The sequence below is a fragment of the Haladaptatus sp. DYSN1 genome, assembly GCF_029489995.1.
In the GTDB taxonomy this organism is placed as follows: domain Archaea; phylum Halobacteriota; class Halobacteria; order Halobacteriales; family Halococcaceae; genus QDMS2.
Map to the genome: position 1 here is coordinate 568,694 of NZ_CP120472.1, position 14,546 is coordinate 583,239.

10 protein-coding genes and 1 pseudogene are annotated in these 14,546 nt (G+C 63.1%); 2 read left to right on the forward strand and 9 right to left on the reverse strand.

Annotated features, from left to right (window positions below):
* The first annotated feature begins 168 nt into the window (after positions 1-168).
* Positions 169-903: a DUF4386 family protein gene (locus P0648_RS20245; RefSeq protein ID WP_277506201.1), complete on the forward strand. Its 735-nt coding sequence runs from the start codon at positions 169-171 to the stop codon at positions 901-903.
* Positions 904-943: 40 nt separating this feature from the next.
* Here the strand turns inward: P0648_RS20245 and P0648_RS20250 are convergent, their stop codons facing one another.
* The 7 genes from P0648_RS20250 to P0648_RS20280 form a co-directional block, all read right to left on the reverse strand.
* Positions 944-2,782 carry an IucA/IucC family siderophore biosynthesis protein gene (locus tag P0648_RS20250; protein ID WP_277506203.1) on the reverse strand — a complete coding sequence of 613 codons (1,839 nt, stop codon included), beginning with the start codon at positions 2,780-2,782 and terminating at the stop codon, positions 944-946.
* Entirely contained in the window at positions 2,779-4,158 is a 1,380-nt protein-coding gene (locus tag P0648_RS20255; protein ID WP_276275172.1) for a lysine N(6)-hydroxylase/L-ornithine N(5)-oxygenase family protein, read from the reverse strand. Before P0648_RS20255 ends, P0648_RS20250 begins: the two co-directional genes overlap by 4 nt.
* Complete coding sequence (locus tag P0648_RS20260) at positions 4,155-4,787, reverse strand: GNAT family N-acetyltransferase (RefSeq protein WP_277506205.1); 633 nt, start codon at positions 4,785-4,787, stop codon at positions 4,155-4,157. The genes P0648_RS20255 and P0648_RS20260 overlap by 4 nt, the downstream gene beginning before the upstream one ends.
* Positions 4,784-6,598 (reverse strand): IucA/IucC family siderophore biosynthesis protein, encoded by a 1,815-nt coding sequence (locus P0648_RS20265; RefSeq protein ID WP_277506207.1) that lies wholly within the window; start codon positions 6,596-6,598, stop codon positions 4,784-4,786. Before P0648_RS20265 ends, P0648_RS20260 begins: the two co-directional genes overlap by 4 nt.
* The gene (locus P0648_RS20270) at positions 6,595-8,082 is read right to left on the reverse strand and encodes an aspartate aminotransferase family protein (protein WP_277506209.1); all 1,488 of its coding nucleotides are present in this window, start codon (positions 8,080-8,082) and stop codon (positions 6,595-6,597) included. Before P0648_RS20270 ends, P0648_RS20265 begins: the two co-directional genes overlap by 4 nt.
* Complete coding sequence (locus tag P0648_RS20275; protein WP_277506210.1) at positions 8,079-9,452, reverse strand: diaminobutyrate--2-oxoglutarate transaminase; 1,374 nt, start codon at positions 9,450-9,452, stop codon at positions 8,079-8,081. Before P0648_RS20275 ends, P0648_RS20270 begins: the two co-directional genes overlap by 4 nt.
* A gap of 283 nt (positions 9,453-9,735) precedes the next feature.
* Positions 9,736-12,114 carry an amino acid permease gene (locus P0648_RS20280; RefSeq protein ID WP_276275167.1) on the reverse strand — a complete coding sequence of 793 codons (2,379 nt, stop codon included), beginning with the start codon at positions 12,112-12,114 and terminating at the stop codon, positions 9,736-9,738.
* Positions 12,115-12,320: 206 nt separating this feature from the next.
* Between P0648_RS20280 and thiC the strand changes: the two are divergent.
* Positions 12,321-13,717: pseudogene (gene thiC, locus P0648_RS20285) on the forward strand (phosphomethylpyrimidine synthase ThiC).
* Between the two features lie 22 nt (positions 13,718-13,739).
* Here thiC and P0648_RS20290 read toward each other — a convergent pair.
* Together P0648_RS20290 and P0648_RS20295 are read right to left on the reverse strand one after the other, a co-directional pair.
* Positions 13,740-14,045 carry a hypothetical protein gene (locus tag P0648_RS20290; RefSeq protein WP_276248500.1) on the reverse strand — a complete coding sequence of 102 codons (306 nt, stop codon included), beginning with the start codon at positions 14,043-14,045 and terminating at the stop codon, positions 13,740-13,742.
* Between the two features lie 10 nt (positions 14,046-14,055).
* Positions 14,056-14,535 (reverse strand): MOSC domain-containing protein, encoded by a 480-nt coding sequence (locus P0648_RS20295; protein WP_276248501.1) that lies wholly within the window; start codon positions 14,533-14,535, stop codon positions 14,056-14,058.
* Between the last annotated feature and the right edge of the window lie 11 nt (positions 14,536-14,546).

A 14,546-nucleotide genomic window follows, 5' to 3' on the forward strand; every position in this document is an offset into this window, starting at 1 on the left:
TTTCACTCCGCTTCGAGCTTCGCCGAGTGAGTGGTTCGGAATTGTGACACCCGGAACGCTGTTCGAACGTCGGACCACACCGCAGAGCCGGGTTTGCGGGCCAAAATCCCCCGCTTCGACTGAGTTAAGCTATCTCCCGTCGCCAGAGGACACCTGGAGGGGAGGAACGTGGCAACAGAAGTCAGCGAAATCTCACCGGCGACAGAAGGGGAACCGATTCGATACAGTTTGCAGCGCGCGGGCGGCATCGCCGCGTTAGTCGACGCGGCAACGTTCGTGGTGGGGTTTGCCCTCTTCTTCACGCTCATCGCCGCATCGAACTACGGGTCACTGACCGACCCGAGCGCGTCCGTCGAGTTTCTGGTCGCGAACCAACTCACGATGTACGTCTGGAACCTGACTATCTACATCGTGTTCGGAATTGCACTGGTCGTCCTGGCGCTCGCGCTGTACGCTCGGCTGAGAGACGGTGCACCCGCGCTTTCTCAGGTTGCGACCGCCTTCGGACTCATCTGGGCCGGGCTGGTCATTGCGAGCGGGATGGTCGCGAACGTCGGCATCGGCGCTGTCGTCGAACTCGCCGGGCAGAACGCGGCCCAGGCTGAAACGACGTGGCTCGCCCTGCAAGCCGTGGAGAACGGTCTCGGGGGAGGCAACGAAATTGCCGGCGGCGTCTGGGTGCTGTTGGTCAGTCTGGCCGCACTCCGAGCGGGCGAACTTTCCCGGGGGCTCAACTACCTCGGCGCACTCATCGGCGTCTCGGGTCTACTGACGGTCGTTCCGGGACTCGAAGTCCTCGGCGCGGTGTTCGGCCTCGGCCTCATCGTCTGGTTCGTCTGGGTGGGCGTGGTCATGCTGCGGGCCCAGGAGCCGACCCTGCGCGTTCGACCGACTGGGATGTGAACCGGACCTCGTTTTACGAACGGAAGGTGGCCACCCGCCCTCAGTCGTCTGTGGACGTGGTGGGTGTGGGGTCGTTGAGCGTCACGTCCGCGACGTCCTGGAGCGGGTTGCTGACCGTTCCGTGTTCCGAGGCGTGGGGCCGTCCCGGCGCGTCGTCGTAGCCGTACTCGAAGATGCGATTGCGATTGAGACAGAGCTTCGTGTATTCCGGTTGCAGGAGGTCGAACAGGTCGAAACGAGATTCGAGTTCGGGGTGTGCAGCCTGATAGTCGAGAATCGCGCTTCGGGCGTGTGCCCAGAAGCGTTCCTCGGGATAGGCCTCGTGTTCTTCGAGAACGTCTGCGACGTACCGGAAGACGCAGACGAACAGTCCCGAGAAGATGAACTGGCACAGTCCCTCCGGCGGCTCTTTTCGGAGAATCTCGTGGAGGTCATCGGGCAGGGCGTCGAGTTCGGGCAGTGGCTGGTCGCTCACGTTCACGTCGTCCACGAAATCCTTGACGGCAAGTCGGGTGGGGACGCCGTCCTCGACGACGAGAATCGTGTTCTGGCCGTGCGGGGAGAAGACCGTCCCGTAGCGGTAGAGGAAGTGAAGCAACGGTGACAGAATCGTCTCCATGAATTCCGCCAACCACTCGTCGAGCGAGAGGTCGGACTGGTCTACCAACCGTGAGATGGAGGACACCCCGTCGCCGTCGACGTGCATCAGCGCAGAGAGCGTGATAGCCTCCTCGCCGTCGTCGAGGAACGTGTAAATCGACTCGCGCCAGACGGCCCCGAGCAGTTCGTGGTACTGGTAGGGCGACCCGTTGATGTCGGTGAAGTCCCCGTGGTCGTAGTTGATGCCGGCTATCTCACCCGGAAGAATCAATCCCTGCTCCTGTAAGAACTCGTCGCGTTCGTAGATGTCTTTCACGTACTCGGTTACCGTCGGCGCGAGTTCCGTCCGCTCGCCCGGAAGTCCCCGCCAGACGAGCGTGTTGAGGATGCGCATCGGAACCTTCACGTGGTGTTTCTCGCTGTCGTCTACGTTGACGAACGTTCGAACCGACTGCTGGGGCAGGTATTCATCCGGCCCCTCACCGAGTGGAACGATATCGTTCGCAGCGATGTCGTCTGCGAACAGCGGGACGATGCTGTGGTCCCACTGCCAATCGTGGACGGGGACGAAGTAAAAGTCATCCGGGTCGAGACCACGGGAATCGAGGCGTTCGCAGAACAGGTCGTAATGGCTTCCGAGTTCGTTCTGAACGAGAGAGTCGTGGTCGACGGTTTCAGTTCCGACGAACGTCGCGCGGTCTTTTCGAACGGCGAGCCACGAGAGGATTACAGGCTGTTTGCGCTCTGGAGCATACGCCCGGTACGCGTCGTAACCCCACCCGAGGCGACCCTTGTTGTAGGTAATCCACGGGTGGCCCGCCATCTCGCCTTCGAGGTGTGCGTAATCGAGTTCGAGCAGGTGTTTCTCCGTCTCATCACGCTTTCGCGCCTCGATGTGGGCGTCGGCGAGCAGCGTGCGTTTGTATTCGCGGACGAGATTTCCTTCGGTGAGTCCCGCTAAGTCACTGGCCGACCCAAGGTCGCGCAAGAATCGGAGTGGGTCGGTGAAGGCGGTCCATTCGTCGTCAATACGGCGCTCGACTGTCTCCTCGTAGACGTGCAAACTGTCCATCAAGCGTGGAGCCGCCTCGAAGCGATACGCTGCCTCGCCGAAGCTGAAGCGATAGACTGCACGGTCGCCGCGCGCGTCCACCTTTCGGGGTTCGATGATCTCCTCGTAGGTGAATTCTGCGAGCATCTTCGCAAGCAGTCGGCGTTCGACCGTCTGCCAGATGTCTGGGGTCAGTGCGTTCTGTCGCGTCGTGTCGTGTGGATTCATGAGTCGTCGTTCTGGGTGTGTGTTGGAATTGGTTCACGTCCGCCGGTACGGGACGCGCCCGGTGCGTGTTCGCAAAACTGTTCGAGCGAGAAATCCTGGAAGACAGTGTTCGTATCCTCGGGATACACCTGCTCGCCAACGAGTCGGTTGACGAACTTCGTGTTGTGATAGCAGCCGAGACCGAGGTCCGGCACGCCGACGCCGTGGGTGTGAACGCTTGCGTTCTGGAGGAACACCTCGCCGGGAACGTCGATGTCGAGGCGGTGGTCTGGGGTCACCTCGTAGCGCCCCTGTTCGTCCCACGCGATGGCGTCGGCGAGCGGGGCGAGGAAGTCGGGAACCTGCCGTTCGTACCCTGTCCCGAGGACGACCACGTCGCTTTCGTGGACGAACGTCTCGTCGGCCTGCCACTGGCGACAGTCGAGCGCGTAGGCGTCGCCCACGGGTTCGATGTCGCAGACCGCCGTCATCGCGAAGAGGCCGACGTCGGGCCGGTCGCCGCCGATGGAGCGCCGATAGAGCAGGTCGTAGATTTCGGCGCTCGTTCCCGGGTCGATGCCCTTGTAGAGCAGGTCCTGATTCGGAATGAGTTCGTCTTTGGTCGCCTGTGGCAGGTCGTAGACGTACTGTTCGTACTCGGGCGAGAAGTGCTGGAGGCCGAGTTTCGAGTACTCCATCGGGAAGAAACCGGCCGAACGGGTGAGCCAATCGAGTCGGTAGTCGTTCGCCACCTGCCGTTCGAGGAGGTCTTGAAACACCTCGGCTGCGCTCTGTCCCGACCCGACGACGGTGACGGAGTCCGCCTGGAGCACGCGCTCGCGGTTGTGGCGATACCGCGCCGTGTGGAACACGTCCGTCTCGGGGTGCCCCTGCAGGTGGTCCGGAATCTGCGGACCGCTCCCGATACCGAGTGCGAGATGCCTGCTTCGATAGACGAACCGCTCGCCAGTGGCCGGGTGGCATGCCACAACTTCGAAGCACTCGCATTTCTCGTCCCACTCGACGGTGGTCACTTCGCGGTCGAACCGACAGGAAGCGAGCGAGTCGACGACCCACCGGAGGTAGTCGTTGTACTCTCGACGAGGCGTCTGGAACGTCTCGTAGAAGTAAAACTCGTAAATTCGACCCGTCTCCCGCAGGTAGTTGAGGTAGCTGTGTGGATTCGTGGGGTCTGCGAGCGTCACGAGGTCGGCGAGGAAGGGCACTTCGAGGGTCGTCCCTTCGAGGAGCATCCCCTCGTGCCAGTTGAACTCGGGTTCGCGTTCCAGGAACACCGCGTCCACGTCGGCGGAAGCCCCGTCGAGCAGGGCGGCGAGACCGAGGTTGAACGGGCCAAGGCCGACCCCGACCACGTCGTGAACCTGCTGGTCTGTCACGCCCGATCACCTTCCGCGAACGAGACGGGGGCCTCGGCGAGTACGGTCGATTCGAACCGCTCGCGCTCACAGACCATGAGGAGCGCCTCCTTTTCGGCCTCCGCGAAGTGGAACTCCTCACGCGGTTCGAAGCCGCACTCCTCGAAGACGTGGATGACGCGGTCGTTTCGAACGTCCGGTTCGGCGACGACGCGGTCGGTCTCTGCGTGGCGAAACTGCATGGCGACGACTGCTCGCAGCAGCGAAAGCGAATAGCCCTTCCCGAGGTATTCTTCGGGGCCGATGAGCAGGTGGACGCCCTGGTCTGTGGGGGCTGCGTCGTAGTGGTTCGCAACGTCGTCGTCGGCCGCCCAGTAGCACTCCCAGTAACTCATCGGAACGTGGTCGAGACACCCGATGAAGGGGGTGAGGTGGGTGTCGTCGAGTTTCTCCGCGAGGCGGTCTCGAAACGCCGCGAGCGGCAGGTCGAGTTGCCAGTAGGGTTTGACGTGGTCGCGTCCGAGCCAGGCGTGCAGACGATGCAAGTCTCGGGCGAGCGTCACCGGGCGGAGCGAAATTGTCCGGTCGATGCCCGCGTCGAACGTCTGGAAGTCGTACGGTGAATCGTCGAGTTTGGATTGTCGAATCATGGGTCGAGGTCGGTGACGAGCGGGTTTTTCACGTCGGTGTAGACGGACTGATTCTCGAGGTCGTTCTCCAGTTCGTCCCACCCGCGGAAGGTGGTCAGCAAGTTCGCCTTGCAGGGGACGGTCGGCGAGTCGAACAGCGGGTCAAGAAACGCGGAACTGGCCCGGTCGTAGCGTTCTCGGGCGCGTTCGAGTTCCTCACGCAAAAGCGCCAACAGCGGCTGTTCGTCGATAAATCCAGTACAGCCGAAGGCGTTCACCACGTCGAAGGTGTTGTTCAAGATGACGTAGTAGCGGAGTCGCTCGTCCGCGATGGCATCCGCGCAGATGGTGTCTGCGCGCTCGCCGACGCCCGGCAGGTACGACGCAACTTCAGGGTACTTCGATTCGGGGAAGTAGAATCCCTGGTTGTCTCGGTAGCGAAATTCGCTCGGATAGCCCGCGTCGTCGAGCGTGAGCACCGAGTTTTGCTGGTGGGCTTCGACGCCGACGCCCTGCACGAGGTAGAGCCACAACACGGGACGAATGGCGACTTCGAGGTATCGCTGAAACCAGTCTTCACACACGGCCGCTCGTGGCCGGCCCTCACGCTCTGCGATTGCTGCGACGAGGCGTCCGAGCCGCGAGTGGCCACTGATGGCGTCCTGACAGAGCGCCACAACCGGAGTGGACTGCGCTGCAAATTCGCCGCGGAAGGGGTTCTCCCGGAGGACGGTTTCGAGACCCGTTTCCCGACCATCTCGAACGTCGAGAGCGAGGAACGCGGGGTCGCGGACGATATCGAACTTCGGGAATTCCCGCGCGAGTTCGTCGCCAAACGCGGTGTCGAGGAGTTCTGTGACCGCAACGCCGCGTTCGAGTTCCGGCCGCTTGTTCGCTCGAACAGAGTTGGTTATCTTCACGTTCAACGAGGATTTCACCATGAACGGCGCGTCGGGACTGTAGAGCGTCCGGACCGACGTCGTGGGGTAGAACTCCCGACCCACGGGGCCGAGGTGGGAGAGTCCGTCTCCGAGATGTCGCTGGACGTGTGGCTGGTCGAGGAGGTAGCGCGCCTGCCACGGATGGACGGGCAGGAGCACGTCGTCATGCTCGACGTGTGCTTCGAGGAATGATTCGGAAACCGATGAATCGTCACGAAGCGCGTCTTTTACCCACGTCTCTGCAGCCGTGTCGAGTGCGGAATCCGACCAGACGAGCGCGGGGTCCGCCCGGAAGTAGTGGAGTCTGAGCGACCCCCGAAGTTCCGGCGCGTACGACTCACGATTTCTCGCGGTGATTCCCTGCCGACTCTTCGGCGTCGGGTGGCGATGGTGTCCGAACACGAGCGACTGCTCTGCGTCGCGAAACGAGACGTGCTCGCCCGTGTGCCGTGCTTCGTCGTCAGCCCGTGCTTCGACGAACAACGCCACGTTCCGCTTGCTCCTGAGGACGCGTTCGAGCAGTTCGTCGGGGACCGCCTCGCCGTCCCGCGAAAGCGCGAGGTCCTTTACCACGAGCGCGGCGAGCGTCGTCGCATCGGCAGGATGGACCGCCCCGTCAGTAAATCGGTAGTGAACCGGCGTCTCGAACAGGTGACGCTCGGTAGGCGAGCGGTGGGCGAGTGGCGCGAGCAGGTCGATACCCTGTGCTGACAGCCGTTTTCTGACGAGTCCAGCTTTCCCGGGTTCGACGCCGGCAACGGGACGGGTGAGCACGTCGTAGCCGCCGGTTTCCCGCAGGTAGCAGTTGAGAAAAGCGTGAACTGTCGCCTCGTCTGCTCGCGTCTCGGGGTCGATAGCAGACCCCTGACGGGGTGGGGATTCGAGGCTCATGCGAGCGCCCCCTGTTCTGCGGCGACGCGCTGTCCACACTCGCGGATGGCGTCGAGCATTCCGGCCACATCCGCCGTCGTGGCCGTCGGGTTCAACAGCGTGAACTTCAGGCTGGTGACGCCATCGACTTCAGTGCGGGCGGCGATGGCTCGACCGTCCGCGAGCAAACGCTCCCGCACGGCAGCGTTCAGCCGACTCACCATGTCGTCCGACATGCCCGCATCGGGTTGGTAGCGAAAGACGACGGCGTTGAGCGTCGGGTCACAGAGCAGTTCGAAATCCGGTGCTCTCTCGATGAGCGACGCCGCTTCGTCGGCCAGCGCGAGCGTGTCTTCGACCAGTTTGGCGATGCCCGACCGGCCGAGGGCACGGAACGTGAGGTACGGTTTGAGCGCGTCGAATCGGCGGGTCGTCTGCACCGATTTCGCGACGAGATTGGGGACGCCCGCCGCGTCGTGTGCTTCTGGATTGAGGTAGGCGGCGTTTCGCGCCATCCACTCGAACTCCCCGCCGTCGCGGAGCAACAGCGCGCCGCAGCTGATTGGCTGGTAGAACAACTTGTGGAAATCGACCGCCACAGAGTCCGCACGTTCGATTCCGGCGAGCAGCGATGCGTAGTCGTCAGAGAACGCGAGCGCCCCGCCGTAGGCAGCGTCCACGTGGAACCACAGGTCGTGGACAGTCGCCCGGTCTGCGAGGGCTGAGAGCGGGTCGATGCTGCCGAAATCGGTGGTTCCCGCCGTGCCGACGAGCGCGAACGGTTCGGCGTCGCTCGTCTCCAGATCCGCGAGCACGGCATCGAGGGCAGCTAGGTCGATGCGACGGTTCTCGTCAGTCGCGACAGTCACGACGGCGTCCTCCCCGAGGCCGAGGTGGTGGGCTGCCTGTTTGGCGGTGAAATGGGCCCCATCCGAGCACAGGATGCGGAGCGAATCGGCTTCTGCGGGAAGTCCCGTTGCCTGCACGGTCTGGCCGAAGGTTCGACTGCAATAGCGGTCGCGGGCGAGCAGCAGCGCCTGGAAGTTCGACTGGGTTCCACCGCTCGTGAACACCCCATCCGCGCTGGCGGGTAAGTCGAATTCGCCACAGAGTGCGTCGACCACGCGCTGTTCGAGCACCGTCGCAGCCGGAGCCTGGTCGAACGAATCGAGCGACTGGTTCGTCGCAGCAACCATGACTTCGGCGGCGAGTCCCGAGATCAGCGGTGGACACTGCAAGTGGGCAGCGCATCGGGGATTAGACGGGTCAACCGAGTGTTCAAGAACCGACTCGGCAACGATGTCGATGGCCGCTTCGAGCCCACTTCCTGTTTCGGGGATGACCGGGCCTGCGAACAGTTCTGCGAGTTCGTCCGGCGATTGTCCCGAGTACGGCTTCTGGTCGTCGCCCACACACTCGATGACGGCTTCCGTCGCGCGCCGCATCGCCTTCCGGTAGGTTTCCGCGCCTGCCCCGGTCCCGAGGAACAGGTCGTCTGCGCTCATGCGGCTGCCTCCTCGGGTGTCGGGTTCTCGTTTACGACCGCTTCCACGGCTTCCTCGAAGATGGCTGCGATGTCGTCAACCTGCTGGCGAGTCACGACCAGCGGTGGAAGGAATCGCGCGGTGGCGCTCTCCCGCCCACCGAGTTCGACGATGAGGCCGCGCTCGAAGCACTCGGCGCGGACGGCCGCGGCAACGTCACCGTCTGGAGCGTGCGGTCCCGCACCCGTCCACGTCGCGTCGCGGTCGACGAACTCGACGCCGAGCATGAGCCCCCGCCCGCGAACGTCGCCGATTTCCTGGAAACGTTCGGCGGTCGTTTCGAGTTGGCCAGCGAGTCGTGCGCCGAGCGTCTCGGCGCGGGTAGCGAGGTCGTGTTCGAGGACGTAGTCGATGGTCGCCTCACCCGCCGCCATGGCGAGTTGGTTGCCGCGGAACGTACCGGCGTGCGCGCCGGGTTCCCAGACGTCGAGCGACTCGTCGTAAACGACCACGGCAAGGGGGAGACCGCCGCCGATAGCTTTCGAGAGCGTCACCACGTCGGGGGTGATGTCGGCGTGTTCGAAGGCGTAGGTCGCACCCGTCCGCCCGAGGCCGGTCTGAATCTCGTCGACGATGAGCGGAACGTCCCGTTCGCGGGTGATGCGACGCATTTCGTGGAGCCACCCGTCCGGTGCGGGAATCGAACCGCCTTCACCTTGCACGGGTTCGAGAATCATGCCTGCGGGGTCCGTGATGCCGCTTTCTGGGTTCGAAAGGAGGTTCTCGACGTACGTGCTCGCCAGGCGATGGCCCGCCTCACCGCCAACCCCGAACGGACAGCGGAAGTCGGCAGGGTACGGGAGGTGGTGGACGGCTGCCATCAGGCCCGAGATTGGCGTTTTGGCGTCCGTGTTGCCCATCAACGAAAGCGCACCGTTCGTCATCCCGTGGTACCCGCCCTGGAAGGCGAGGATGCTACGATTCCCCGTCACCGTCTTCACAAGTTTGAGCGCCGCCTCGACGGCGTCAGTTCCCGCCGGGCTACAGAACTGAACTTTCGCCCGACTGGCGAACTCGTCGGGCAGACTCTCGAACAACGAATCGACGAATCGCTCTTTGGTCGGCGTCGAGATGTCGAGGGTGTGAAGCGGGCGGTCCGCGGCGAGGACGCGCTCGATGGCTTCCCTGACCCTCGGGTGATTGTGGCCGAGTGCGAGCGTTCCAGCCCCGGCGAGGCAGTCGTAGTACTCGTTCCCGTCCATGTCGGTCACGGTGATGCCCTGCGCCTCGCGGATGGCGAGTGGTAAGTGGCGAGGATACGTCCGGGCGTTTGACTCGCGAGCGGCCTGCTGGGCGAGGATACGCCCGTTTTCACACCCGCGATAACTCACGCGTCTGCCCTCCAGATGCAGGTCGGTTCAGCTGTGTGACGCATTTTATTTCGTCTGCTGTTGAGACGCATACAGTGTTTTAGGCCAACCTAAACCGCAATAAGCGCTCCGATTTTTAGGCCGGCCTAAAACCAGTGTCGAGAACCAGCAGTGCGAAGCCTCTGTTGAGCGAAATCAGGAGATTTTACGGACGCTGAGATTCCACTTAAGCGGCAAAATTAGCTATTTGTTAGGACTGCAACAGCCTTCCGCCGAGCGTACAGATTCGACAAAAAGCCGCGAATCAGTCGCCGGGCAGCCACCGACGAAGCTGACGCGCGACCCGAGTCGTCGTCCCGGGCTGTGCCCGAACCATAATAGTGGTGTTCCGAGCCTTCCGACCGATGGTCTCTGGGAGCACACCGAAGACGACCTGTCTGAGCCGACTTCGCTCTGTCGCGCCAATGACGGTGACGTCGTGGTTCGCCGTCTCTTCGAGCAGGCGCTCGGTCACGTCGTCGCCGGAGAGGACGCGCGTTTCGACAGCCGCGTGGTCGATGGCGGCCGCCGTCTCCTCGACAACCGCCTGTGCCGCTTCGCGCGCTGCGTCCGACGCGTCCGAGTCGAGAACGTGGACGACCGCACACGGCGCATCCTCGGTGCGGGCGATGGCTGCGGCCACCGCACCGGCGAGCTTTGCGTGCGGACCACCCGCCGTCGGGACGAGAATCGAATCGATGTCACCGGTGGCCGTTTCACCCACTCGTTCGACGAGCACGTCTGCGTCGGCCGCTCGCACCACGTCGTCGACGGTGCTGCCGACGACGATGTCCCGGCGACGACGCCGGCCCGCTCCGCTCCACCCCATGAGCACGGCGTCGCAGTCGTGCTGGTCGAGTGTGTGGAGGATGATGTCTTCGGGGTGATGGCCCACGCGGACGAGCCCCTGAACCGGGACGCCGGTTCCGTCGGCGAACGCCATCGCCTCGTTCACGATGGTTTCCTCCTCGTCTACGAACCGGTCGGCTCGCTCGAACGGCGTCTGTTCCGGAATCGTCACCGCGCTCATTACCAGAAGCTCTGCATCCCGGGCGCGAGCGACGTCTATCGCCGTCGCCATAAGCTGTTCTACGTTCTCTGTCCGGGCGACCGGGACCAGGAGGCGTTCGTCGCGCTCACAGGCGGTCACCTGGCTCCGCGAGGCGATAGTCGGCGCAATGTCTTTCGAATCTTCGGCCCGGGTTCGCTTCAGGTAGCCGAACCAGAACGCGATACCCACGAGTTCGGCGATTAGGCCGATGACGAGCGCCTTCGGTTCGACCTGCGTCACAAGCACGAGGTTCGCGAGGATGGCGAGAATCGGAATCCACGGGACGAGCGGAACCTCAAAGCCGCGGTCAAGGTCCGGCTCCTTTCGTCGCGACTGGATGAGCGCGACGTTCACGAAGATGAGCCCCGCGAGCAGCATGAAGTCGGCGAAGTGGGCGATAGAGTGGAGGCCGAGATGGATGCCAAGCGGCGTCGTCGCCGACTCGCTTCCCGGGGGCGTCCCGAACAGGACGCTGAACACGAGAATGTAAAACAGGATAAGGCCGCCCGTGAGGAGCACCGAGGCGTACGGCGTGTTGAACCGGTCGCTCAGGTCGCCGAACACCGCAGGGAGGTGGCCCCGCCGACTCATGGCGAGTTTCACCCGCGACCCGGCGAGGATGGTGGCGTTGGCCGCAGAAATCATCGAGAGAAGCGCCCCGACGATGATGACGTAGAAGCCGATGTCGCCGAGGTAGTACTGGGAGGCGTAGGCCATCGACACTTCGCCGTGAGTCGCGACGTACTCTCGCGCCGCTTCGATGCCGGACACCTGCCCGACTTGCTCTGCGAGACGGGCGAGGAACGTCTGGTCGTTGATGGCGAGGACGATGACGAGGACGACGAGCGCGTAGACGACCGAGACGAATCCCATCGAGATGAAGATGGCCCGCGGTATCGTCCGGCCCGGGTCTTCGATTTCTTCAGCGTTGGTTGCGATGGCCTCGAAGCCGAAGAACGTGATGAACACGAGCGTCGTGGTCACCCCAAGCTGGGCGAACTGCGTGATGTTCCCGGTGAAGGACTCACGGACCACGGACATATCGAGGGCCTGCAACCCGCCGAACAGGAACAACACGATGAGTGCCACCTTGAGGCCGGTGACGACGACCTGGAACATCCCTGTCTCCTCTGTCCCCTTCAAGTTGACCCCGACGAGGAGCGAGAGGACGAGTACCCCCGAAAGCCAGTACGGGACGGCCTGCGGGATGTGCAAAGCGGGGTAGATGAACCGCTCGAACCAACTCGCGAAGGAGGCCAAGTAGAAGGCCGCACTCGCCGGATAGCCGAGAATGATGGACCACCCGACGATGTAGGTGAGGTCGCTGTCGAAGACGTTCGCGACGTAGGCGTACCCACCGCCGCTTTCCGGATACAGCGAGGCGAATTCTGCGTAGGCCAACGCGGTGAATCCTGCGACCACCCCGGCGAGGAGGAACGAGATAATGGCTGCGGCGCCGACGTTGCTCACCGCGAGCCCCGAGAGCACGAAGATGCCGGCCGCGATCATCGTGCCCACCCCCAGGGCTATCGCGCCGACGAGACCGATGTCCCGGTCGAGTTCGTTCGAGACCGAGCGTTCGCTGTCAGTCATTGTCGGTGGGTTCAGGAGCCTCACTGGTAAGCGTTCAGGCCGATGTCAAGATGGACTCGTACATCCAGTGCATGGCGCGGCCCCATGGCGATGGTCTCCGACCGGCGCGCTGTACACCCGCAGATATATTACTCAGTAATACAACTGAGTAATTAATGGCGCGAACCCAGCTTCAGCGTGCGAGGTCCGGTAAGATAACGCCCGCGATGGAACGAATCGCAGACAGAGAGAACCGCGACCCGGCGTTCGTGCGCCGACAGGTCGCGGACGGTCAGGCAGTCATCCCGAACAACCACGCCCACGACGCGCTCGACCCGATGATCATCGGGCAGGAGTTCGCGACGAAGGTCAACGCGAACATCGGAAACAGCGAGACGACGAGCAGCGTCGAAGGGGAGCTCAGAAAACTCCACAGCGCGGTCCACTACGGCGCAGATACAGTGATGGACCTCTCTACGGGAACCGACCTGGACGACATTCGTCGTCGGAACGTCGAATTTTCCCCCGTACCCGTCGGCACAGTTCCCATCTACGAAGCGGTCAAACACGCCGACGGTCCCGCTGACCTCACTCACGAACTTCTCCTTTCGGTCATCGAGAAGCAGGCGAAACAGGGGGTCGATTACATGACGATTCACGCAGGCGTTCTGCTGGAACACCTCCCCTGACCGACGGCAGAAAGACCGGCGTCGTCTCGCGGGGCGGGTCGATTCTGGCTCAGTGGATGGAAGAAAACGGGATGCAAAACCCACTGTACGCGAAGTTCGAAGAGATCTGTGAAACCTTCGCCAGCCACGACGTGACGTTTTCCCTCGGTGACGGCCTCCGACCGGGATGTCTCGCCGACGCAAGCGACGAAGCCCAGTTCGCCGAACTCGACACGCTCGGGGAACTCACCCGGACCGCGTGGGACCACGGCGTCCAAGTGATGGTCGAAGGCCCCGGTCACGTTCCGATGGACCAGATTGCGAACAACGTCGAACGCCAACAGGCCGTCTGTGACGGCGCTCCGTTCTACGTTCTCGGACCGCTAGTCACCGACATCGCACCTGGCTACGACCACATCACGAGCGCAATCGGGGCGACCGAAGCCGCTCGCTCCGGTGCCGCGATGCTATGCTACGTCACGCCGAAAGAACACCTCGGCCTACCGGACGAGGACGACGTGCGAGAAGGCCTCGCCGCCTATCGCATCGCGGCCCACGCTGCGGATGTGGCGAACGACTTACCCGGCGCTCGTGACTGGGACGACGCGCTCTCCGAGGCGCGATACGACTTCGACTGGCGTCGACAGTTCGAACTCGCGCTCGACCCCGCCCGGGCACAGGAGTTCCACGACCAGACGCTGCCCGGTGACAACTACAAAGAAGCTCGGTTCTGCTCGATGTGCGGCGTCGAGTTCTGCTCGATGCGAATCGACCAGGACGCTCGCGACGCGGACGGTGAGATGACCGCTCTCGATGACGAGACAGACCTCACCATCTCGGCGGCCGCCGACGTGAACGTCCCACCAGTCGGCACTCACGACACAGCGCGAGTTCCAGAGGAACTCGAAATCAACGGCGTCACCTTCACTCCGGAGGAGTTCCACGCCGACGATTGAACTCCGAGCGTTAGCTCCGGAGTCAGTCCCAGCCGTAAATCTCGTCGAACTCGTCTCTTCTCGCGTCGAACGCGGCGAGCATCCGCTCGCTGACCGCGTCCGCAGAATCGTAGCCAGAGACGCGCTTTGCGACGATTTGGCTCACCATCGCGCGGGTGAAGTTCTCCCACGGTTTTGAGGGGGAGTTGATGCTCGCGAGTTCCTCGCCGTCGTCAACGATGTCGACGTAGCAGAGGTGGTTGCCGCCGTCTGGATAGTCGGGGCCGGTTCGCACGCGGAGGGTGAGGGTGTCGTCCATGGCGACGTCGAGAATGGTTGCGTCTGTCATCGGTGCTTCCTCACAGGGAAATCGCGTCGTCGCGCGAGATTTCACCGGATTTCACGATGCGAGCGTCCAGTCCACCGCGGTGTTTCAGCGCTTCTGCGACCTTCCCCTTCCCGACGAGCCCCTGCATGTAACCACAGGGCTCACAGAGGTTGAGACCCTCACAGACTGCCTCCCCGACCGTGAACTGTTTTCCGACCAGGTGGTTGAGCGGGACGCCGCGAGTCACGACGTTCCGGCGAGCGTCGCTCGGTTCGAGGTCGATGTCGTAGTCCTCGCGGCAAGCCTCGATGGCCTCGGCCTCGATGAAGGTGATCTCGCTGGCCTCGTTGTTCTCGTCTTCTTCCCACTCGTTCCAGATGCCCTTTCCTTTGTAGTAGCGGTCGCCCTCGATACCACGATTCTCCACTGCGTTCACCGACGCCTGTTCGACCATGTCGTCGCCCGTGTCCGGAGCCGTGAAGATGTGGACGACCCGTCCGTCACTGCTCATGTACGTGATGT